This is a genomic window from Streptomyces sp. NBC_00885 (assembly GCF_045207475.1).
GTDB lineage: Bacteria > Actinomycetota > Actinomycetes > Streptomycetales > Streptomycetaceae > Streptomyces.
Genome location: NZ_CP108796.1, coordinates 8,102,290 through 8,124,881, shown reverse-complemented (window position 1 = coordinate 8,124,881; position 22,592 = coordinate 8,102,290). Strand labels below are relative to the sequence as shown.

At 69.6% G+C, this 22,592-nt stretch carries 17 protein-coding genes and 1 pseudogene; 5 read left to right on the top strand and 13 right to left on the bottom strand.

The window, feature by feature from the left end; all coding sequences use genetic code 11:
- Window positions 1-53: 53 nt before the first annotated feature.
- Window positions 54-869, top strand: a complete 816-nt coding sequence (locus tag OHA61_RS36975) for a Cof-type HAD-IIB family hydrolase (protein WP_406306720.1) — start codon at window positions 54-56, stop codon at window positions 867-869.
- On the opposite strand, the gene OHA61_RS36970 is transcribed toward OHA61_RS36975, so the two are convergent.
- The 7 genes and pseudogenes from OHA61_RS36970 to OHA61_RS36940 form a co-directional block, all read right to left on the bottom strand.
- Window positions 866-2,593: a SulP family inorganic anion transporter gene (locus tag OHA61_RS36970; protein ID WP_406306719.1), complete on the bottom strand. Its 1,728-nt coding sequence runs from the start codon at window positions 2,591-2,593 to the stop codon at window positions 866-868. The two genes, OHA61_RS36975 and OHA61_RS36970, sit on opposite strands and share 4 nt — an antisense overlap.
- Window positions 2,590-5,312 (bottom strand): annotated as a pseudogene (locus tag OHA61_RS36965) (cation-translocating P-type ATPase). The gene OHA61_RS36970 and the pseudogene OHA61_RS36965 overlap by 4 nt, the downstream one beginning before the upstream one ends.
- 96 nt (window positions 5,313-5,408) lie before the next feature.
- Window positions 5,409-6,395, bottom strand: a complete 987-nt coding sequence (locus tag OHA61_RS36960) for a polyphosphate kinase 2 family protein (RefSeq protein WP_406306718.1) — start codon at window positions 6,393-6,395, stop codon at window positions 5,409-5,411.
- Between the two features lie 61 nt (window positions 6,396-6,456).
- On the bottom strand, window positions 6,457-6,693 hold the full coding sequence (locus tag OHA61_RS36955; protein WP_406306717.1) for a three-helix bundle dimerization domain-containing protein: 237 nt from the start codon (window positions 6,691-6,693) through the stop codon (window positions 6,457-6,459).
- A gap of 405 nt (window positions 6,694-7,098) precedes the next feature.
- The gene (locus tag OHA61_RS36950; RefSeq protein WP_406306716.1) at window positions 7,099-7,458 is read right to left on the bottom strand and encodes a UBP-type zinc finger domain-containing protein; all 360 of its coding nucleotides are present in this window, start codon (window positions 7,456-7,458) and stop codon (window positions 7,099-7,101) included.
- A 15-nt stretch (window positions 7,459-7,473) separates the two neighbouring features.
- Complete coding sequence (locus tag OHA61_RS36945) at window positions 7,474-8,991, bottom strand: ATP-binding protein (protein WP_406306715.1); 1,518 nt, start codon at window positions 8,989-8,991, stop codon at window positions 7,474-7,476.
- A complete protein-coding gene (locus OHA61_RS36940; protein ID WP_406306714.1) occupies window positions 8,988-10,646 on the bottom strand; it encodes an FAD-dependent oxidoreductase in 1,659 nt (552 codons plus the stop codon). The genes OHA61_RS36945 and OHA61_RS36940 overlap by 4 nt, the downstream gene beginning before the upstream one ends.
- A 146-nt stretch (window positions 10,647-10,792) precedes the next feature.
- On the opposite strand from OHA61_RS36940, the gene OHA61_RS36935 reads away from it, so the two are divergent.
- Entirely contained in the window at window positions 10,793-11,131 is a 339-nt protein-coding gene (locus tag OHA61_RS36935; protein ID WP_406306713.1) for a hypothetical protein, read from the top strand.
- Between the two features lie 71 nt (window positions 11,132-11,202).
- Here the strand turns inward: OHA61_RS36935 and OHA61_RS36930 are convergent, their stop codons facing one another.
- From OHA61_RS36930 to OHA61_RS36915, 4 genes are all read right to left on the bottom strand, one after another.
- Window positions 11,203-12,291: a sugar ABC transporter substrate-binding protein gene (locus OHA61_RS36930; RefSeq protein WP_406306712.1), complete on the bottom strand. Its 1,089-nt coding sequence runs from the start codon at window positions 12,289-12,291 to the stop codon at window positions 11,203-11,205.
- A gap of 194 nt (window positions 12,292-12,485) precedes the next feature.
- Window positions 12,486-13,634 (bottom strand): serine hydrolase domain-containing protein, encoded by a 1,149-nt coding sequence (locus OHA61_RS36925; RefSeq protein WP_406306711.1) that lies wholly within the window; start codon window positions 13,632-13,634, stop codon window positions 12,486-12,488.
- 98 nt (window positions 13,635-13,732) lie between these two features.
- Window positions 13,733-14,569, bottom strand: a complete 837-nt coding sequence (locus OHA61_RS36920; RefSeq protein WP_406306710.1) for an SDR family NAD(P)-dependent oxidoreductase — start codon at window positions 14,567-14,569, stop codon at window positions 13,733-13,735.
- Entirely contained in the window at window positions 14,563-15,273 is a 711-nt protein-coding gene (locus OHA61_RS36915) for an alpha/beta fold hydrolase (protein ID WP_406306709.1), read from the bottom strand. The genes OHA61_RS36920 and OHA61_RS36915 overlap by 7 nt, the downstream gene beginning before the upstream one ends.
- 157 nt (window positions 15,274-15,430) lie before the next feature.
- Here OHA61_RS36915 and OHA61_RS36910 point away from each other — a divergent pair, with 157 nt between their 5' ends.
- The gene (locus OHA61_RS36910; protein ID WP_406306708.1) at window positions 15,431-16,939 is read left to right on the top strand and encodes a glutamate synthase subunit beta; all 1,509 of its coding nucleotides are present in this window, start codon (window positions 15,431-15,433) and stop codon (window positions 16,937-16,939) included.
- 271 nt (window positions 16,940-17,210) lie between these two features.
- Window positions 17,211-17,636 (top strand): VOC family protein, encoded by a 426-nt coding sequence (locus tag OHA61_RS36905; RefSeq protein ID WP_406306707.1) that lies wholly within the window; start codon window positions 17,211-17,213, stop codon window positions 17,634-17,636.
- 37 nt (window positions 17,637-17,673) lie between these two features.
- On the opposite strand, the gene OHA61_RS36900 is transcribed toward OHA61_RS36905, so the two are convergent.
- The gene (locus tag OHA61_RS36900; protein ID WP_406306706.1) at window positions 17,674-19,548 is read right to left on the bottom strand and encodes a sulfatase-like hydrolase/transferase; all 1,875 of its coding nucleotides are present in this window, start codon (window positions 19,546-19,548) and stop codon (window positions 17,674-17,676) included.
- Window positions 19,549-19,741: 193 nt separating this feature from the next.
- Window positions 19,742-21,421, bottom strand: coding sequence for a ricin-type beta-trefoil lectin domain protein (locus OHA61_RS36895; protein WP_406306705.1), 1,680 nt, complete (start codon window positions 21,419-21,421; stop codon window positions 19,742-19,744).
- A 306-nt stretch (window positions 21,422-21,727) separates the two neighbouring features.
- On the opposite strand from OHA61_RS36895, the gene OHA61_RS36890 reads away from it, so the two are divergent.
- Window positions 21,728-22,351, top strand: a complete 624-nt coding sequence (locus OHA61_RS36890) for a class I SAM-dependent methyltransferase (protein ID WP_406306704.1) — start codon at window positions 21,728-21,730, stop codon at window positions 22,349-22,351.
- Window positions 22,352-22,592: the final 241 nt, after the last annotated feature.

Sequence of the window (22,592 nt, the reverse complement as noted above, 5' to 3'; positions counted from 1 at the left end):
CTCCGGGTAGCTCAAGACAGGGCGGGCGCCCGGCAGTTCAGTAACATCGGGCGATGCATCCTCCTCGGCTGATCGCCACCGATCTCGACGGCACCCTCCTGCGCAGCGGCGGCGTTCTCTCGGAGCGCACCGTTCGCGCCCTGCGCGGCGCGGTCGACGCCGGCGCGGAGGTCGTCCTCGTCACCGCCCGGCCACCCCGCTTCGTCGACATGCTCACCACAGCCGGCGGGCTGGTCGGAACGGCGGTGTGCAGCAACGGTGCCCTTGTCTACGACGCCACGGCGCGTACCGTCGTCGAAACACGGGCCCTGCCCGTAGCCGCCGCGCGCCACGTGGCCACCGCGCTGTCGCAGGCCGCACCCGGACTGGGCTTCGCCGTGGAAACCGGCCACCAGGTCCTGTACGAGCCGGGGTTCGGGCTGCGATTCCCCGGAGCCGCCGACACCGAGATCGCCGTGGCGTCCCTGCCGGACCTGTGGCTGACCGATGTCCCCATCACCAAGCTGCTCGCCTGGTCGGCGCAGCTCGACGCGGACTTCCTGCTCGCAGCCGCGGAAGCCTCGGCAGGCGGAGTGGCGCAGTTCACCCACTCGGGCGGGACGGGTCTGCTGGAGATCAGCGCGCCGGGTGTCAGCAAGGCAAGCACCCTTGCCGCACTGTGCGCCGCGCGCGGCATCGACGCCACGGAAGTGGTCGCGTTCGGCGATATGCCGAACGACCTGACATTCCTGCAATGGGCAGGCACCGGCTACGCCATGGCCAACGCGCATCCGGCAGTACGCGCGGCGGTTCCGCGGCACACCGCGTCGAACGAGGAGGACGGGGTGGCGGTCGTCCTGGAACAACTCTTCAGCAACCTCCGGACCTAGGGCGACCCGTCGGCCGGGTGGCTGCCGCCACCGTTCTCGTTCTCCCCGCACCAGGCGCGGTACGCGGCCACCGCCGTGGGCAGGGTGGGAAAGATCCGGACCTCGCCCACGGACCGGGTGAGCCCGTACGCCTCCAGTTCGTCGTGCAAGTCCTGTTTGACGCGCGCCATCGCGAACTCGATGCCGCGTCCGGTCAGTTCCCTTCGCAGGGCGTCGAGCGCGTCCAGTGCGGTGATGTCCACCTCCACGTTGGCCTCGGCGTTGAGGACGAACCACCTGACGGGACTCTCCTGCGCGGCCACCTCGGCCAGGGCTCGGCGTCTGAAGTCCTCCGCGTTGGCGAAGAACAGCGGGGAGTCGTAGCGGTAGACCAGCAGCCCGGGGATGATCCGCGCCTGCGGATAGTCGTCGACGTCGTGCATGCCGGCCAGGCCGGGCACCACGCCCTGGACGGCGTCGTGCGGTCGCGCCACCCTGCTCAGCAGCTCGACGACCGACAGGCCCACGGCCACGAGCACCCCGTAAAGGATGTCCAGGACCAGAACCCCGACGAGACACCCGACGGCCAGCAGGAGTTCCCTGCGCCGGAACGAGGCCAGCCGTCGGAAGCCCGACAGGTCGATCATCCGTACGGCGGCGTAGACGACCAGTGCGCCCAGAATGGCCGTGGGTGTGCTGTGGAGCAGCGGGCTGAGGAAGAGGAGCACGGCCAGAACGGCCGCGCCCGCGACGAGCGCATACCCCTGGGTGCGTCCGCCGGCCGACTGCGCGAGCGCGGTTCGGCTGGCGCTGCTGCTCACCGGGAATCCCTGCAGCGTGCCGGCACCGAGATTCGCGGCGCCCAGGGCCAGGAATTCCTGGTTGGCGTCCAGGCGCGGCCCGCTGTCGTCGGTGGCGAAGGCGCGCGCGGTGAGGATGAAGTCGGTGTAGCCGACGAGCAGGACACCGGCCGCCGGAAGCAGCAGCTCGGGCAGATCACCCAGCGCCGGGAGCTTCGGGCCCGGCAGCCCGGCCGGGATCTCCCCGATCACCGCGAGGCCGTGGTCCTCCAGGCCGAAAGCCGCCACCACGGCCGTACCGAGCACGACGGCCAGCAAGGGACCAGGAACCGTGCGGGGCAGGCGGGTCGCCAGGAAGAGAAAGAGCAGGGCCACGGCGCTGAAGATCACCGTCGCCGGCTGCGCCTCGCCCAGGTTCTGCACGAACGACAGCAGTTGCGGGAAGAAGCCGGAGCCCTCCGTCGGGACACCGGTGAGCTTGGTCAGCTGGTCCACCATCATGATCAGTGCGACGCCGGCGAGATAGCCGATCAGAATGGGCTGCGACAGCAGATCGGCCACGAAGCCGAGCCGCGCAGCCCACGCCACCAGGCACATGAGGCCGACCGCAACGGCGAGCGCCGAGGCCAGGACGGCGTACCGCGCGGGATCACCCCCGGCGAGCGGCCCCACCACTGTGGCGGTCATCAGCGCGGTCGTCGATTCGGGGCCCACCGACAGCAGCCGCGAGGAGCCGAGGAGGGCGTACATGACGATGGCGGGCAGGATCGCCCACAGCCCCACGACCGGCGGCAGACCGGCGACGCTCGCGTACGCCATGACCTGCGGCACGAGATAGGCCGCGACGGTGATCCCGGCCACGAGGTCGCCTCGCAGCCAGGTACGCCGGTATCCCTTGAGGACAACGAGGCCCGGAGCAACGGGCACGGGAAAGCGCCAACTCATCCGATGCCCCTCGACCGGCGGGCAACGAGCTTACCCAGTTCCCACACGGCCAGGAGCACGAGGGCGAACAACAACGCCCAGCCGAACTGCCGCGCGTTGATCTGCGTCGTCCCGAGGATGCGGCGGAACCCGTCCATCTGGGTCACCGCCACCGCGAGCACGAACTGCCCTATCGCCACCCAGTTCATCTGCCTGCTGTCGAAGGTGGATGTCGTGAGCACCGAATCCGTCTCGCTGCGGCATTCGAAGGCGGCCACGATCAGGCAGAGCGCGAAGGCGGTGAACGCGATCGACTGACCGATCGCGACGCTGTCGAAATGCGCCTCGCCCAGCTTGATCAGTCCGAGCAGGAAGATGGTGATCGCCAGCCCGCCGAGCCCGACCGTGACCAGCACGGGCCGTGTGAGCACCGACTCCCCTCGTGGACGGGGCCTGCGCCGCATGAGCCCCGGGCTCGCCTGGTCGAAGCCGAGCGCGAACCCGAAGGAGGCGTTGACGACGAAGTGGATCCACAGCACCTGCGGCGGGGTGAAGGGTTCACCGGCGGCGATGTTGAAGACGGTGGCTCCGAGGAATGTCAGCACGAAGGTGACCAGCAGGAGCAGCACGAACCGGATGTACTTGGTGAGGTTGTCGTAGATTTTCCGGCCCTGCTCCACGGCGTAGACGATGGTCGCGAAGTTGTCGTCGGAGAGGATCATGCGTCCGGCGTTCTGCGCCACGTCCGTGCCGCTGCCCATGGCGATGCCGATGTCGGCGGCTTTGATGGCGGGCGCGTCGTTGACGCCGTCCCCGGTCATCGCCACGACATCGCCCTTCTTCTTGAGCGTTTCGGCGAGCAGCACCTTGTGCTCCGGCGCGACCCGCCCCACCACCCCGATCCCGTCGATGCGGGCCAGCTGCTCGTCCTCGGTCATGGCAGCGAAGTCGGCACCGAGGACGGCCTCGCCGGGGATGCCGAGCTGCCGGGCGATCGCCGCCCCGGTGGTGACGTCGTCCCCGGTCACCATGCGGACCCGGATGTGCGCCGCCCGGGCGCCGGCCACGGCGGCCTTGGACTCCTGTCGGGGCGGATCGACCATGCCGACGAGACTGGTCATCCGCAACTCGGCGACATACGCGAGCAGATCGCCGTCCGGCTCGAAGTCGGCAGGGTCCAGATCACGCGTGGCCGCGGCCATCACCCGGCGCCCCTCGCCGCCCATTCGCTCGGTCTGCGCCTGCGCACGCCGCAGCAGTTCGGCGTCCCACGGGACGGTCTCGCCCGCCGCGAGCGCCGTGGCGGCCCGCTCCACCACCGCAGGGACCGCGCCTTTGACGAAGCATCGGACCACTCGCCGCCCGGCTGCATCGACCGCCGAGTTGAACGTGGCCATCAGCTTGTAGCCCGGGTCGAAGGGCAGCACGGCGAGCCGGGGAAGGCCCTCCCTGGTGGCGTCGATGTCCAGCCCGCCTTGTGCGCGAGCACCAGCAGCGCACCCTCGGTGGGATCACCGACCACCTCACCGTCCACCAGCTTCGCGTCGCTGGCCACCACGTACGGCAGGATCGCGTCCTCGATGCCGGCGGATGAACCCGCGGCATGCTGAATCCTCCCCTCGAGCCCGTAGCCCGTTCCCGAGACGGTGTACCGGTCGGTGGGACTCACCACTTCGACGGCGGTCATCTGGTTCATCGTCATCGTGCCGGTCTTGTCCGAGTTGATCGCCGAAGTGAACGCCAGGGTCTCGACCGACGGCAGTTCCTTTACGATGGCGTTCCGCTGCGCCAGATTGAGGCTGCCGACGGACAGGATCGCCTGGGTGACGGTCGGCAGGGCCTCGGGAATGGCGGCGATTGCCAGCGAGACCGCGCTGACGAACAGGACGTCCCAGGCCTGGTCCCGGCCACGGCCGAGCGCGAACATCACGATCATGGTCAGGCCCGCTGCCCCCGTGATCCACAGCGTCAGGGTGTTGAGTTCCCTGGTGAGCGGCGGCTCCTCCTTCTCGGTGGCCGACAGCATCCCGGAGATCTTGCCGAGCTCGGTGCCGGCGCCGGTCGCGGTGACGACGAGTACGCCGCTGCCGTGGGTGACCGGGGTGTTCATGAACGCCATGTTGGTCTGGTCGCCGGGCGCCGGTCGGCGGCCCGGCAGCGTCCCGGTGTCCTTCGCGGCGGGAACGCTCTCGCCGGTGAGCGCCGACTCGTCGATCTGCAGGGCGTTGGCCTCGATGATGCGTCCGTCGGTCGGCACTTGGTCCCCGGCGGCGATGAGCACGATGTCGCCGACGACGAGGTCTTCCCCGGGGATCTCCGACTCCGTCCCGTCCCTGCGCACCCGCGCCGTCGCCTCCATCATCGACTTCAGCGCGTTCATCGCGCTCTCGGCCTTGCCCTCCTGGCGCAGGCCCACGACCGCGTTCAGCAGCGTCAGCACGAGCAGCAGGATCGCGGTGGTCCACTCCGCGATGAGCAGCGAGACGACCGCCGCGGCCACAAGGACGATCTGCATGTAGCTGCGGTACTGCTCGATGAACCGGCGCCAGGCCGGAGTCCGCTTCTCCTCGGGCAAAGCGTTCGGTCCGTGCTCGGCGAGGAGTTCCGCGGCCCGTGCCGCGGAGAGACCGTCTGCCGGCTCCACACCGAACGCCGCTACGACCTCCTCGGGAGAACGCGTGTACCAGCCGTCCTCCCGAGCCGGGGGCTGCTCTCCACCGGGGTCCGACTGCACCGCCATCGTCGTGCCTCCGATCCTGGCCGTTCCGCGCCGGTCCGCCGGGACCCAGGTCCTGTCCGGCCGATCGTGCCGGGCTCGCGCGCCCGGGCACGGCACCTAGCCGCGCTTCTTCTTCGCCGACCGCCCGCCGGCGGCCCGAACGGCCCCAGGATGCCGGGCTGCGTACGGATCGGCCGGGGCCCCCGAGGGGGCCTCCTGCTCCAGCTCCCGCTTGGTGACGAGCAGATCCTTCCGCGCCTGCTCCCCCACCTCGGGGTACTGGGGATCGATGTCCATGAGCGTGTGCGCCAGCACCGCCCCCGCGCAGATCCGAGCGAACCACTTCCGGTCCGCCGGCACGACGTACCAGGGCGCCCACTTCGTACTTGTGGCCGACAGCATCTCGGAGAACGCGTGTTGGTAGTCGTCCCACCGGCGCCGCTCCCGAACGTCGGCCGCGGAGAACTTCCAGTTCTTCTCCGGAAGGTCGATCCGCTTCATGAAGCGGGTGCGCTGCTCCTCCTTGGAGAGGTTCAGGAAGATCTTCACCACCTTGAACCCGTTGTCAGTGAGGTAGCGCTCCCAGTCGTTGATCTCCCGGTAGCGGCGGTCCCACACCCCTGGCCCGCGCGCGTCGTCCGGCAGCTTCTGCCGGACGAGGTTCTCGGCGTGCACGCGCACCACCAGAACCTCCTCGTAGTGCGAGCGGTTGAAAATGGCGATCTCTCCGCGCGCGGGGAGCCGACGGGCGTATCGCCACAGGTAGTCGTGGTCGAGTTCCTCGCTGGAGGGCACCTTGAAGCTGCTGACCCGCACGCCCTGGGGGTTGACGCCGCTCATGACGTGGCGGATCGTCCCGTCCTTGCCCCCGGCGTCGAGTGCCTGGAGACAGAGCAGTACACCGTACGTGTCCTGGGCGGCCAGCCGCTCCTGGTACTCGGCCAGCAGGGACACCCCGGTCTCCAGCAGCTCGACCCCGTCCCGCTTCTTCATGCCGGCCTTGAAGCGAGGATCGAAGTCCCGGCCCAGGTTCACCTTCGACCCCGGTCTGACCCGCAGCGGCTTGATGAACTCCCCGATACGTTCGGCTCTCTCGTCCGCCATCACCGATCAGCCCCTCTTTCCGTTCAGGGCGAGCGCAGCACGTCCCGAGACCCCGCCACGGTCACGGCCCGCTCCCCGCCGCCGGCGGGGGCCGGAGCGTCGTCGCTTCCACCACCGCCGCACGGGCAGCGGCACCGAGAACCGTCCGGGCTCGGCGTTCGACCAGGATCGGGACGAAAGCTCGCACCCTGGCCTGGCGGAATGAGCCGTATGCGGTCCCGACCGTCGCCTCGACAGTGGCCGCGTCGGCCTGAGGGTAGGCGGCTATCAGGCGCGCCGCCACGTTCTGAATGGCCACGAGTTCGTCTTGCGAGGAGCGTGGCGCGAAGCTCGGTTGCGTTGCCGGACGCCCGCCGTCCACCAGGCCGGGAGCCGGACGCCCACCGTCCACCAGGCCGGGAGAGCGACTTTCTTCTTCGAAGGACTCGGCGGTCATGGCCACGCCGGCCCGGCATCTGGGGGCGGCAGCCCGACCATCCCTTGTTCCCCCTGCGCTTTCCGGACGCGCACGGTCGAGGCCCGTGCTGCGCTCCGGACTGTCACAGACTGCATGGCCCACGACCTCCAGACCCCAAAACCTCGGGGCACGCCATCGCCTGACGGCGAAGCCGCCACGCCCCATTCTCCGGCCGACCGGTCATGATCGCCCCTGGGCCGCGTCCGGGACACCAACGAGGCGGACGAGGCCGGTTCGGCCCGCGTGTCAGTGCAGGTGCCGCTCCCAGTCCGCGGGAACCGCGCCCTGAGGGCCCGGTGTCGGCTGCCTCATCGGATGCGAGGTGGGGGGAGCCAACTCCGGCCCCTCGTAGTACTCCTCGGTGTTCACGTTCCAGAACCAGCTCTCCCCGGGCTCGAAACTGGTGATGAACGGGTGCCCCACCTGCTTGGCGTGCTTCGTTCCGTGCTGCGAGGGCGACGAGTCGCAGCAGCCGATGTGCCCGCATTCGGCGCAGCGCCGCAGGTGGAACCACCAGCCTGGACCGTCACCGGCCAGACACTCGGCGCACCCGTCACCGCTCGGCCTGGCTGCGAGGTCGATGCCCGGAATCTGGTCGTGTGCCATCAGTTCTCTCCTCGCTCATCCGGAGGCAGGTTCGGTTCGGGAAGTGGGGGAAGTCGGGGACGCGCCGGACGTGTCGGCAGCGGCAGGCGGCGGTTCCTCGGCGTCCGCGGGTGGTGTGATCGGCAGGCATACGCGGAATCTCGTGTCGCCCGGCTGCGAGTCCACTCTGATGTCGCCGTGGTGCTTGTTGACCACGATGCGGTAGGAGATGTCGAGGCCCAGGCCGGTGCCCTCGCCGACCGGCTTCGTGGTGAAGAAGGGCTCGAAGATCCGCGGACGGATATCGGCCGGGATGCCGGGACCGGTGTCGCGGACCTCGACGAAGAGGTGTTCGCCGTCGCGCCAAGTGGCGATCGTGAGGGTGCCGTCGCCGTTCATCGCGCCGAGCGCGTTGTCGATGAGGTTCGTCCAGACCTGGTTGAGCTCCGCGCCGTACGCCGGGACGGCCGGCAGGTCGTGGTCGTACTCCTTCACCACCCGTACGCCCGAGGGGATCTTGGCCTGCAGCATCACCAGCGTGGCGTCGAGGAGTTCGTGGACGTCGACGGGCTGCTGAGCGGCGCGGTCGAGCTGGGAGTACTGGCGTGCCGCTTCCACGAGCCCGGAGATGCGGCTGACGGCGTCCTCGATCTCCCCCATCAGCAGTTCGGTGTCGATGGTGTACATGAGCCAGCCCACCGCGGCCTGCCGGTTCTCGTCGCCCAGGCTGTCGGTGGCCGCCGACAGCCATGCGGGGTCGATGCCACCGGCGACCAGGACGGGCGCGATGTCCCAGGACCGGTCGATGTCGTGGTCCTCCAGCCAGTCGGTGACCTCGTCCTCGGCGTCGGCGGCCTCGATCGCCGACAGCTTGGGGGCGTTGTAGGCGCGCTTGACGGCCTCGTCCTGCATCTCGACCAGATGGTGCAGACGGGTGCCGTCGACCCGGCCGTCGGCGATGAGGGCGAGCTTGTGGCGCATCTTGGTGACCCGGTCGCGCAAGGTGTCGGTGGCTCGTACGGCCGCGGCCGCGGGGTTGTTGAGCTCGTGGGTGAGTCCGGCGGTGAGTGAGCCGAGGGCCTCCAGGCGTTCGCGTTCCCCGATGATGGTGTTGCTGGCACGGGTGCCGAAGAAGAGGCCTTCGAGCAGATGCAGGGCCATGGGGAACCAGGTGCGGATCGCGTGGGCGAACTCCTCGGCGGGCAGCACGAAGAGTTCGACGTCGGTGACGGCTTTGAGCGTGTTGGGGTACACCTGGTCAACCCGGTCCCCGAGGTAGGCCTGAGTGGCTCCGCTGTAGACGCCCACCTGGTCGGTACGGCCGAACTCGATGTCGTCGCCGTGGAGGCGGCGCACGACGGCGACCGTGCCACTGAGAAGCACGAAGAAGCAGGTGGCGGGCTCGCCCTGGGAGTAGACGGGCGTTCCGCCCTGACGTGCTTCGACGCGGCCGCGCTCGGAGAGCCAGGCCAGTTGCTTGTCGTCGAGGGCGTCGAAGAGGAAGAGGGTCTGCAGTTCGGCCGGGCTGAGGCTGTCGCGGATCGGGGCATTCATTGCGCCTCCAGGTAGCGGTGCACCAGGGAGACGGCCATGGCGCCTTCCCCCACCGCGGATGCGACCCGTTTGACCGAGTCGGCCCGTACGTCGCCGGCGGCGAAGACCCCGGGCACGCTGGTCTCGAGGTGGTACGGGTCCCGTGCCAGCGGCCATCCCGCGGGGCGCGCCCCCTCGGACAGCAGGTCGGGGCCGGTCAGCACGAAGCCCCGTTCATCACGGGAAACGACGCCTTCCAGCCACTGCGTGGGCGGTTCGGCGCCGATGAAGACGAAGAGCCATGAGGCGGCGGTCGTGGTGAGAGCGTCGGTGCGGTTGTCGCGCAGTACCAGGCGCTCAAGATGCGACTCGCCCTCGCCGCCCGCCACTTCGGTGTGCGGGTGCACCTGGATGCTGGGGATGCTGTCGATCTGCTGGATCAGGTAGTGCGACATCGCCCGGGTCAGGTCGGGGCCGCGCACGAGGAGATGGACGCGGTCGGCGTAGCGGGAGAAGTAGACGGCGGCCTGGCCCGCGGAGTTGGCTCCTCCGACGATGTACACGTCTTCCCCGATGCAGCTGGCCGCTTCGAAGGATGCCGAGCCGTAGAACACGCCCGCTCCGGTGAACTCGTCCAGGCCCGGCCCCTCCAGCCGACGGTAGGAGACGCCCGTGGCCAGGACGACGGTGTGCGCCCCGATCGAGGTCCCGTCGCTGAAGCGCAGCAACCGGCCTGCCCCTGCCGCCTCGAGCGAGACCACTTCCCGCGCACTGAGGATCTCGGCGCCGAAACGGGTGGCCTGCCGACGTGCCCGGTCCGTCAACTGCGCACCGGACACTCCGTCGGGGAAGCCCAGATAGTTCTCGATACGGCTGCTCTGACCGGCCTGCCCGCCGGTCGCACTCCGCTCCACCAGCACTGTGCGCAGGCCCTCGGAGGCCGCGTAGACGGCGGCGCCGAGACCTGCGGGGCCCGCGCCGATGACGACAACGTCGTAGAAGTCGGCCGCGGGGGTGGTGCTCAGCCCCACCTGGGCGGCGAGTTCGGCCTCGGTCGGCGCCTGCAGGGTCTTGCCGTCGGCCGTGATCACCAGGGGCACGTCATCGGCGCTGAGGCCGGCCGCGTCCAGGAGCCGCCCGCCTTCGGGCTCGTCGGCGGCGATCCAGCGGTAGGGGACGAGATTACGGGCGAGGAATTCCCGTACCGCGAAGGACGGCGCCGACCAGCGGTGGCCGACGATCCTTGTCTCTCCCACCCCCGGGTCGGGTGCGCTCGCCCACACGTCCAGCAGTGCGTCCAGCACCGGATAGAGGTTCTCCTCCGGGGGACTCCACGGCTTGAGCAGATAATGATCGAGATCGACGATGTTGATCGCGTCGATGGCCGCGCCCGTGTCGGCGTACGCCGTCAGAAGCACCCGTCTGGCCAGCGGGAAGAGGTCCATGGCCGCTTCGAGGAACTGCACGCCGTTCATCGTCGGCATGCGGTAGTCGGCGATCATCACTGCGAGCGGCTCGCCCCGCAGCTTGACCTCGCGCAAGGCGTCCAACGCCTCTTCGCCCGAAGGCGCGCGAATAACCCGATACCGGTCGCCGTACCGGCGTCGGAGGTCACGGGCGATGGCTCGGGAGACTCCCGGATCGTCATCGACGGTCAGGATGGTCGGCTTCGCCATGCCCCCCATGATGCGCCGCATCGATCACGAAAGCGATGCGAATGCCCAACTGGGCGGGCCCACCGGCGTCGGCCGGTTCAGCTTCCCTTCAGGTGGGCCGGCGCATCATGACTCTGCACGGCAACCCTCGGCGAGAGGCAGCAGCCATGAACCGCAGGACCATGTGGATCGTCGGCGCGACGGCCGCGGCCGCCCTCATCGGCGCGGGCACGGGCATTGCCGTGGCCGGCTCCGGGGACGACGACAGCACACCGGCCATCACCGGACCCGCCCTCGGCAGGGCAAGCAGCGCCGCGCTCGCCCACACCGGCGGCGGCAAGGTCACCGGCACCGAGGTCGGCGACGAAGAGGGCTACTACGAGGTCGAGGTCATGCTCACCAACGGCAAGCAGACGGATGTCCATCTGGACAAGGACTTCAAGGTGCTCAACAGCGCGGCCGACAGAGAGAGCGGCGACCAGGAAGGATCCGGCGACACAGGCTGAGGGCAGATCGGCCCACTGAGCCCCGGCCCGCGGCACCGCTGGAGTCGCGGTGCCGCTGCCGGGTGAGGTTCCTACTTCAGACCGAGTTCGGCGCAGGCTGCCTTGTACTTCGGGGTGCAGATCTCGGCGGCCGTGTAGACGCCGTCCTTGATGACCGTCTCCCCGATGTTTTCCTTGGTCACAGAGATGACAGGGACCAGCACCGAGGGAATGGCCTTGGTGGTCGGGCTGTCGACGTCCGTCTGAGCCATGCCGAGCTCCATGCCCCTGGCCAGCAGGATGGCCATCTCGGCGGCGGCGGCGGCCTCCGGTGCGTACGGCTTGTAGACGGTGGCGTACTGCTCGCCCGCGACGATGCGCTGCACGGCGGCGAGCTCGGCGTCCTGGCCGGTGACCGGCGGGATCGGGAAGATTCCGGCCGACTTCAGGGCGGCGATCACGCCGCCCGCCATGCCGTCGTTGGCGGAGTAGACACCGATGATCTTGTCGTTGCCGATCGAGTCGATCGCCGCCTCCATGTTCGCGGTGGCGTTCTCCGGCTTCCAGTCCTTGGTGTCGTACTCCTCGCCGATGTCGACCTTGCCGTCGAGCTCCGTGTGCGCGCCCTTCTTGAACATGGCGGCGTTCGGGTCGGTGACGGCACCGTTCATCATGACGATCCGGCCGTCCTTGGCCTTGGCGCCGAGTGCGGTGAGCAGCGCCTTGCCCTGGACGTGGCCGACCTCTTCGTTGTCGAAAGATGTGTAGGCGTCGATCGGCCCCTCGGCGAGGCGGTCAAAGGCGACGACCGGGATGCCTGCGTCGTGAGCCTTCTTGATCGAGCCCGCGATGGCCTTGGAGTCCACCGCGTCCACGATCAGTACATCGACCTTGTCGGCGACCATCGTTTCGACCTGCTGGCTCTGCAGCGCCGCGTCCTGCTTCGCGTTGGCGTAGACCACCTTGCCCTTGTCGTTCGTCAGCTGTCCGATCTTCTCCTTGATGACCGGCAGGTCGAACTTCTCGTAGCGAGCAGCCTCGTTCTCCGGAAGGAGCAGACCGACGGTGATGTCGTCGCTCATCCTCACGCCCGAGCCCTCCTCGCCGCCACAGGCAGCGAGCGAGACAGCCATGGTGGATACGGCGACAGCAACGGCGGAACGACGCAGTAGTGCGTTCATCTGTGGAACTCAACCTCCCTGACCGACCGCGTCACTACGGCCGAGGTGGCTGGAAGTCAACTCCAGCCCCATAAAAGCGTCAAGAAGTACAATCCTAACGAGATAGCAACGGCGCTGATTCGTTAGCTAAGTGAAGGCAAACAGGCCCGCCGACCAGCAGCTACGCCTCGCGTCCGGGGCACTCGCGGGCGGCCTCAGGCGGCGGCCGCGTACCGCCAGAAGTCCCGCATCAGATCCGGCGCAGTCGGCCCGGACATCGCACGCTGGCTGAGCACGATGGTGACCGCGCCGGTGGACGCCGTGATGTGCGCTGCCGTTCCGGTGCCGCCCAGCCATCCGTAGCGTCCCGGGACGTTCCAGGGGTCGATGGCCTCGACGTCGACCGAGCCGCCGAAGCCCCAGCCCTGGCCCTCCAGGAACAACGTGCCCGCAGCACGCTGGGACGGGGTCAGCTGGTCGGTGGTCATCTGCCGCACCGACTCGGGCGACAACAGCGGGCGGCCACCGGCGGTCCCCTCGGCGAGCAGCATCCGGGCGAATGCGTGCCAGTCGTCGAGCGTCGAGACCAGACCGCCGGCGCCGGACGGGAACGCCGGGACGCTGCTCCACTGTCCGTCGGGGGCGTCGGCCAGTTCGAGAGCGCCCGCCGGATCCGCTCGGTAGTAGCTGGTGAACCGGTCGAGCCTGTCGGCCGGGACCTCGAATCCGGTGTCGGTCATGCCGAGCGGCTCGAACAGCCGCTCAGCCAGGAACTCGGGCAGCGGACGGCCCGAGACCCGGGCGATCAGAACGCCCTGAATGTCGGAGGAGGTGTTGTAGAGCCACGCGTCCCCCGGCTGGTACAGCAGCGGAATACGGGACAGCGCCGCCATCCACTCCTCCGGCGCCGCGACGAGTTGGGGCTGCGGCGGTCCCTGCTTCAGTTCACTGAACAGCAATTGGACCGCGGGGAGCGAGAAGTCCGACGGGAAGCCGTGCCCGGCGCGGGAGCTGAGCACATCGCGGACGGTGATGGGCCTCGCTGCAGGCACCACGTCGTCGACCGGACTGCCGGGCGTGCGGACGACGGTCGGCTTCGCCAGCTCCGGCAGCCACTGGCCGACCGGGTCGTCCAGGGCGATGCGGCCGTCTTCTACCAGCATCATGACCGCCGCGGCGACCACGGGCTTGGTGAGTGAAGCGATACGGAAGATCGAATCCCTGGCCATCGGTGCGGTGCCGTCGACGTCGACGGAACCGACGGCCGCCACCTCGACGCGGTCACCGCGGGCCACCAGGCCCACCGCGCCCGGCACCGATCCGTTGCTGACGCTTGCCTGAAGAGTGTCGTGCAGGTTGGTCATCGGTCCACCTTCTCGAGAGTGCGGTCGGAAGGAAGACTCCCCCTGCGGCACGGAATCATCGCGCGCCGGTGCCGCCGGTTCACGATCAGCGAGGGAGATCAGCTGCCTTCGGCACGGGGCTCGACACGGAAGTTGAAGGCGACGGTCCCGGGGTCGAGCGCCGTCGCCCCGCCGTCGACGGTGAGCACCGCCCCGTTGACGAACGACGCGGCGGGCGAGAGCAGCCAGGCGATGGCCTCGGCGACCTCGCGCGGCTCTCCGGGGCGGCCTGCGGGAAGCAGCCGGGTTGCCTCCTCGTACGCCGCATCGACGCCGTGCGCCCTATCGGCGCCGCCCTCTCCCAGCCCCGCCTCTTCGGCGAAGCGCACCATCCGCCGGTCAGCCATCTCGGTGCGCACCCAGCTGGGGCACACCGTATTGGCGCGCAGCCCCTGTGGCCCGTAGTCGACGGCGAGCGAGCGGCACAGCTGAAGGAGGGCCGCCTTGGACGTTGCGTACGCGGCGTTGGCCGACCCGTTGCGCAGCGCGGAGACCGAGGCGACGGCGACGACGGAGCCCCGGGCCTCCAGCAGGTGCGGGAGTGCGGCGCGCAGGAGCAGGAAGGGGCCGGTGACGTTGGTCCGCACAACGGTGTCCCAGTCCTCGACCGACAGGTCGCCGACCGCTCCGCCTCTCCCCACGCCGGCATTGAGCACGACACCGTCGAGTCGGCCGTAGGCGGCCACGGAAGCCGCGACGAGATCCCGCACGGCGTCGGGATCACCGATGTCGGACGGGTGGGCAAGGACTCCGGTCTCCTTCGCGAGCCGCTCCAACGGCTCCGGCCGGCGTCCCGAGACAACGACGTGGTGCCCGGCCTCGCGCAGCAGACGGGCCGTGGCAGCGCCGATCCCCGTACCTCCGCCGGTGACGAGAACAACTCGCTTGCTCACCATGACTGTTGGTCCTCCTTGACGGCACATCGCAAGAACGTCTCGGCTGCTTCCGTGAACGCCTTCGGTTCCACCCTGTGGATCAGGTGCCCGGCCGCGATGGTGACAACCCGGGCGCCGGGGATCAGCCGGCCCAACTCGGCCACGCCGTCCTGAGGCACATGACTGCGCGGACCACCGCCCACGACGAGCGTCTTCGCGGTGATCAGACCCAGCCGCTCCAGCCACGCACGGGGAGGCTCGTCGATCTGCTTCCTGATGGCGAGCACCATGTCCCAGTCGAAGGTCAGCTCGCCTTCCGGCCTCGTCGTGGTCGTCTTCGCGCGCGGACGTGGAGCCGCAACGTCCTCCAGGACGAGCCGGTTCACCCGCCGCGGATGGTCCTCGGCGAGCAGACAGGCCACGATCCCGCCCATCGAATGCCCGATCAGGTCCACCCGGTCGAGCGCGAGCGCGTCCAGGAAGCCGATGACGTCGGCCCGCATGAGCTCCAGCGAATACTCCCCCGGCCAGTCGCTCCGGCCGTGACCGCGAAGATCGAGGGCGTAGACACGCCGGCCGGCCGCGAGCGCGACAGCGACGAGATCCCAGTCGGTCGCGTCTTCGCCCAGCGCGTGCAGCAGGACGACGGGTGGAGCGTCCGTCGGACCCGAGACCTGAAAGCTCAGCCGGGTGCCCCCGACGTCGACGGAATGATGATCAACCATGGCCGGAACCTACGTGAGGGGTCCGGTCGCCGCAGCGAGGTTCACCCGCAGCCGAACCGTTCCCGCTCGACGGACGGCCGACGGAGGCGGAACAAAGCAGGCGTAGGCTGGCCAGAACGCCCCATTGCACCGCGAACGAACGATGGAGGCGCGGCGCATGACCGACCCCTTCGGCTTCCTCAAGACCCCCCGGCGACCCGTCCCCGCGCGCCCCGTCGAGGAGCGGCTGAGCGACTGGAACGAGGTCTACGCGGGGCAGGTCCTGCTTCCGCTCGTCTCCGAGCAGGCGGGTCGCTGCATGGACTGCGGCATACCGTTCTGCCACAGCGGCTGCCCGCTGGGAAATCTCATCCCCGAGTGGAACGCGTATGCGAGGCACGGTGACTGGCGGGCCGCGGCCGAACGGCTGCACGCGACGAACAACTTCCCCGAGTTCACGGGGCGGCTGTGTCCGGCGCCGTGCGAGGACGCCTGCGTTTTGGCCATCAATGCCGATCCGGTGACGATCAAGAACGTCGAGCAGGCCATCGCCGACCAGATCTGGGAGCACGGGTACGCCTCCCCGCAGCCGCCGGAGCGGCTCAGTGGGAAGACCGTCGCCGTCATCGGCTCCGGACCCGCCGGACTGGCCGCCGCGCAACAGCTCACCCGTACCGGTCACACCGTCGTCGTCTACGAACGGGCCGACCGCATCGGCGGGCTGCTGCGCTACGGCATCCCCGCGTTCAAGATGGAAAAGCGGCACCTGGACCGCCGCATCGAGCAGATGCGGGCGGAGGGCACCAAGTTCCGCACGGGGGTGGACATCGGCAGCGATCTCGACGCCACCGAGCTCAGAAGGCGCTATGACGCCGTGGTCGTCGCCGTCGGAGCCACGCAGCAGCGGGAGCTCCCCGTCCCCGGCCGCGAGCTGTACGGCATCCATCAGGCCATGGACTACCTGACCCTCGGCAACCGCGTCAGGGAAGGCGACTACGCCTCGCCCCCCGTCACCGCCGAGGGCAAGCACGTGGTGATCGTCGGTGGCGGGGACACCGGTTCGGACTGTCTGGGCACCGCTCTGCGCCAGGGCGCGGCCTCCGTGGTGCAGCTGGACATCAATCCGGAGCCGGGCGGCTCCCGGCCGGACGCCGAGCCCTGGCCCACGTATCCGAAGGTCTACCGGATCTCCCACGCGCATGAGGAGGCCCGGGGGCGGGAGGGCACGGATCCAAGGGTCTTCGCCTCCGCCACACTCCGCTTCGAAGGAGACCCGGCCGGACAGGTGCGCGCGCTGCGCCTGTCGGAAGTAGAACCCGGGCACAGAAAGCCGCGGCCGGACACCGAGCGGGTGATCCCGGCGGAGCTGGTCCTGCTCGCCCTCGGCTTCTCGGGTCCGGAACGGGGCACAGGTCTGATGGAGCAGCTGGGGCTCTGGCTGGACGAGCGGGGGAACTTCGCGCGGGACGCCGCCTTCGCGGCCGAAGCGACGGAGCCTGCCGGGGCGACGGGTCGCACCAGGAGGGACGGAGTCTTCGTGGCGGGCGACGCGGGACGCGGCCAGTCCCTGGTGGTGTGGGCCATCGCGGAGGGGCGCTCCGCCGCGGCAGCGACGGACCGCTATCTGACCGGCTCCACCGTGCTCCCGGCTCCGGTCGCCCCGACGGACCGGCCCCTGCTGGCCTGACGATAATTCGCGTGCTCGCGCGGCCCCTCCGGAGCTACTGTGATGCTCGTTCAGGTGCGCAGGCTGCGGCTACTTCTCCTGTCAAGAGGGAAACGCGGGTTCGAATCCCGCCGCCGGCTCGCGCCGGTGTCGTCCAGCGGCCAAGGACACTTACGTGCCGTCGCCGATCTTGATCTCTGAACATCACGACGCGCCGTCCGCCACAAGAAACCAGGCGGACGGCCTTCGTCGCAGCTGCCCCTTCGCCATGGCTCACGGCACAGTGGGACGTATGAACGCAAACGAAACGAGCATTCTCGCCGACGCACGCGTGGCGACCAGGCTTCCCGCCCAGGACCTGGACCGGGCGCGGCAGTTCTACTCCGGGACGCTCGGGCTCGAACCGGTCGACGAGCGGCCCGGCGGGCTGCTGTACCGCTGCGGGGGCGTGGACTTCGCCCTGTTCCAGTCCGCGGGATCGTCACCCGGCACCTTCACCCAGATGGGGTGGGAGGTGGACGACATCGAGGCCGTCGTTTCAGAACTCAGGAGACGCGGCGTGGTGTTCGAGGAGGTCGACCTTCCCGGACTGCGTACGAGTGGCGGGATCGCCGAGATCGACGGGAACTACCCGAGCAAGGGCGCACGGGGTGAACGCGGCGCCTGGTTCCGCGACAGCGAGGGGAACATGCTGGGCATCGGAGAGCCGGACTTCTGATCACCGGGGCGCACCAGGCCGGGTCCCCAGAGTCCCGTCACCGGACCGTCGGGGACGGCGTAGGGCCGGGCTTGGGGCCGGGCTTGGGGCCGGGCTTGGGGCCGGGCTTCGGTCCGTACGCGGTCAGGAAGCGGTCGCGGAAGTCGTCCATCTTCCAGACCGGGCCCTTCGGGTCGGGCTTCAGGCCGTCCTGCCAGCCCCAGCCGGAGATCCGGTCCAGCACGGCCGGGTCGTGGGCGACGATCGCGATCGGTACGTCCCGGCTGGCGTGGTCGCCGGAGACCTTCGACACGGGCTGGTGGTCGCCGAGGAAGACGAGCACGGTGTTCTTGTTGCCGTACTTCTCCACGTAGGAGATCAGGCTCTCCAGCGAGTACTGGATGGACTTGGCGTACTCGGCGCGCACCTCGCCGGAGTCCTTCCACACGTCCACGGGGTCCTTGCCCGCCTTCTCGATGGCGTCGTATTCGGAGCCGTCACCGATCTCGTCCCAGCCGAGGGTCTTGGGCAGGGGCGCCCAGGGGTTGTGGCTGGAGGTCAGGATGATCTCCGACATCAGCGGCTTGTCGTGCTTCTTGCCGTGCTCCAGGCGCTCGAAGGCCTTCAGGGCGTACTGGTCGGGCATGGTCGACCAGCTGAACTCCGGGCCCTCGTACCCGAGATGCCGCGAATCGTAGACCTTGTCGAAGCCGTAGAACTTGCCCTCCGGCCAGTTCTTGGTGACGCCCGGCATGATGCCGACCGTCCGCCAGGCACCCGTGCGCCCGAAGGCGCCGGGGAGGGTCAGATGGTCCCCTGCGGTGATGGTGCGGTAGCGCTGCTGGTTCTCGATCCACAGGCCGGACGCGAAGGTGGAGTGGGCCAGCCAGCTGCCGCCGCCGTACGTCGGAGAGGTGAGCCAGCCGCTCCTTGCCGAGTACCCGGCCGCGCGCAGCCGCCTGGTCCCGTCCGCGAGTGCCGCGTCGACTCGCGGCGCCATCGACGGGTCCTCGACCGCGCTGCGGCCGTAGCTCTCGATGAAGGTGAAGATGACGTCCTTGCCGCGCAGTCCGGTCAGCAACTGGTCGGGCGGGGTGTCGCGGAAGGCGTCGACAGCCGCCTCCTTGGCGAACGCCTTCTCGTCCTTCAGGGTCGCCTTCACGAGGGCCGCACGGTTGTGCACGAGCGCGTAGGTGTTCCTGGAGGCGACCGGCGCACCGGCGAGTTGCAGGCCGAGCGCCGTGCAGGTTATCCAGGCCGTGCCGAGGACCAGAGTCGTACGGGTCGCCACGGCGCTGTGCCGGGCCAGGAGGTTGCTGAGCCGGACGACCGCCAGCGTCATGAGGACGAGCAGGGCGAGCACGAGGATCACGACCACGACGACGACACCGATCGCGCCCGCCCGGCCTATCGAGTCCTGGAGGAACGACTCGCCGTCGTCGAGCAGGATCCAGTCGAGCACAAGGTTGAACCCTCGGCCGAAGACCTCGTGGAAGCCCATGTCGAGGAAGTTGAGGAGGGTCAGCATGCCGAGGACCGCCCCGGCGAGAACCGCCGCCGCACGCCTCGCCCTCGTCGGCAGGGCAAGCAGTACGGCGGCGCCGAGTATCCCCTCCACGGGTATGCGTATGAACGTGCCGGGCGTGAGGCGGGCGGCGTCCTGCGGCATGAGGAGGGCGAAGAACACGAGCAGGGCGGCCAGGGCGGTGGTCGTCCACGCCACCGCACGCGCCGCGGCCGGGCGCCTGCCCCGCCGGCCGCCGTCGGCGAAGGGCTCGTCCCGGTCGTCGCCGACGGCATCGACTGCGGTGGCGTCCCCACCCGCGGCGTCCTCGTCCGGCGTGCGCTCCGAGGGGCCGTCCGGCGCCGGGCCCTCCTCTGCGGATGCCGTATCCGCGGGCGGCAGCTGGCTGGAGCGCGTGAAGAGCGACACGCCGGAGGTCCTTCCGTACGAAGCCGGGTGGTGACACGGCGGACCAGGCTCGTGAGGCCGGGGCCGCGCCCATGTGTACGGCCCGCCTGCGGTTTGTGTTCAAGCACCGGGGTCGCCCGCGCGGGAAGCGTACGCGGGAAGGGCGAACTGGTTGACGGGGTCCTCCTGTTGCCGGAGCTGACCAGCCCGTCGCTCAGGCAACACCCGTGGTCCAGCGCTGGTCGCTGTCTCCGTCCGCGGGGTCGAAGTCGAGGGGAGCGCCCACGGAGCCGCCCAGGGGTTCAAGGGCGAAGTCACCCGCGATGCGTGGCCGTATGGCTCCCGATCCATCCACGGTGAAGAGCAGATTCAGCCCGTTCGGGCCGTCGACCGAGGCGCAGGACCAGATGCCGACGCCACGGTCGGTGTCACCGCGCGAGTCCAGGCAGTAGTCGGGGTCCTCCTTACTGTGCAGGAGTCCGATGGAGTCCAGGCTCCACTTCTGGGTCGGGGCGCCACTGCAGCGGGCGGTGACGACGTCGGTACGGTTCTCCATCACGCCGTTCACGATGTCCAGGCACAGCCCGGAATCCGCGTTCACGACCTGGGTGAAGCCGCCCCCTGCGACGATCGGCGACGGCGGGGGCGGGAGCTTCTTCGAGGCGGTGGGTGCCGGGGTCTTGGGGGCGGCGGCCGAGGCGGTGGGGCTCGGCGAGGGGGAAGGCTTCTTCGACGGCTGCCGGGTGGGACTCTTCGTCGGGGCGGGGGCGGGCGCGGCAAACGCCGGCCAGCTCTCCCTGGGTGGGGGCTCCTGCGCGCGCACGCGTGCCGGATCGGAATCCTCGGAGGCGTATCCCAGCAGAGTGCCGGCGACGACGGCGCCCGCGACCGCTACAGCGACGAGGACGACGGTCCGCGACGGCCGGCTCACGCCCTTCCGCGAGGCCCCGTCGCGCCGCGGCAGCATCCCGGGAGCGGCGTAGGCCGGCATGGTGGCTGTGGCCTTCGACCGGTCGAGCTGCGCCGGTACGGCATCGAGCAGCCCGCGCACCGGACCGCGGGCCGCGTACGCCGATCCGCCCCAGCCGAGCAGCCCTTCGGCGAACACGGTACGGGGGCCGTCACCCATCCGCGCCAGCTCCGCGAGCAGCCGGGTGCAGCTGGGGCATTCCGCCAGGTGGAGCGTCAGATCCTCGCTGTACCGCCGGTCCCCCGGCCGCGCCGCCGCCTCGATGATGCGGCGGAAGCCCAGACACTTCCTGTCCCCGCCACGCTCCAGATAGGCCCGTAGATAGGCCTGCCGCATGGCGTCCTGTGCCTTCTCCCGCAGCTCCGGTACGAACTCCGGCTTGACGCTGAGGAAGGTGGCGACCGTGGCGTCGGGTTCCGAGTCCACCACCGCGTACCAGAGGATGCCCCGAGTCAGCTCCGGCAGCCGGTAGAAGCCGGTGAGCATCGCGGACGACGCCTCGAACCGGAGCCGGGAGATGGGCACATCCGGTGCGGTGAAGTCGGCCGTCTCGTCGATCCATGCGGCGAAGTCGGGTTCGAGCCGGTCCCGGCGGCTGCCGACGGCCCAGGCGAGCCCCACCCGCTGAACGAGCATCAGCACATGGTGCCGCCAGTTCCCCCGGGGTTCGATGCCCCGGCACGCCTCCTGAACGGCAAGGTCGAAGGCCTGCACGGCCAGTTGGTACCCGGCTGCCTGATGGCGTCCGCAGAGCCGGGCGTAGGTGAGGACAGCGGGCAGGTGGCGGCGCTTGAGCTCCTGGGCGGCGGGATGGGCGGCCGGGGCACCGGCGCGGATGTGTTCGGTGAGCTCCGCGTCCGACAGGACGGCGTAGACCCGCTTCTCGTCCGCGGGACCGGGACCGATCTGGTGGAGCTCTGGCACCCTCTTGACTCCTCGTTCACTACAGCGCGAGCGACCCGCTGCCCAGTGGAAAACGCGCCAGTGTTACCGGCAAGAAACAAGAGCCCATAGTGAGGCAGTCGGCACGTCAGCGAAAGGTGTTTCCGCGGGTAAGTCGCTGCTCGCGGCGAGACGGACCCCTGACTCTCAACTCGCCCGCCACGGCGGGAAGCAGTCGATCCCGCCCATGCTTCGCTGGGGCGCCGTTCCGAGGCTGGCGAACAGCCCGCCCGGCACTGCGTCCGAGCTGCTCCGGTGCGATGCTGGACGAGACAGGCGGAGGTCGCCATGGGGTTCTACGCCGAGCGGGTCCTGCCGCGGGTTGTCAACGTCGCCTGCGGAGCCAAGACCGCCCAGCCGCTGCGACGCCGAGTCTGCGAGGGCCTGAAGGGCGAAGTCGTCGAGATCGGGTTCGGGACGGGGCACAACGTTCCCTTCTACCCGGGTACCGTCACCGGCGTGGCTGCGGTCGAGCCCTCCGATGTCGGGTGGAGGATTGCCGGCGAGCGCGTCAGGGCGTCACGGATCCCGGTGCGGCGCGCCGGGCTTGACGGGCAGTCGTTGCCGTTCGAGGACGACAGTTTCGATGCCGCGTTGTCCACGTGGACGCTGTGCACCATTCCCGATGCCGACGCCGCCCTGCGCGAAATACGCCGCGTCCTCAAGCCCGGTGGGACCCTGCATTTCGTCGAACACGGGCTGGCTCCTGAAGGGGACGAGAACGTCCGCCGCTGGCAACGACGCCTCGAGCCGGTGAACAAGCGGCTCTTCGGCGGCTGTCACCTCACCCGGCCCATCGTCGACATGCTGACCAGCGCGGGGTTCACGATCTCGGAACTGGACGTGTTCTACGACAAGGGTGCGCCCAAGCCCATGGGAGCCGAGTCCATCGGCGTCGCCCTGCCCGCCTAGTCTTCCGAGTCCCCAAAATCTATGGCCGTCAAGGTAGAAATTGGATGGCCACGCGGCTAAAGTTTCTTGCGTAGCCGATCACGTCGGCGATACGCAACACAGCCGACCGGCGCCAGCGCACGCGAGGCCGTGTGCGGCACCAGATGTTCAGAGCAGCACACCCCGAAGAAAGAGAGGAGCAGGCGCCATCAAGATCGCCCGGGCGAGACTCCGGTTCGCCCGGGTACCGCAGACCCCGATT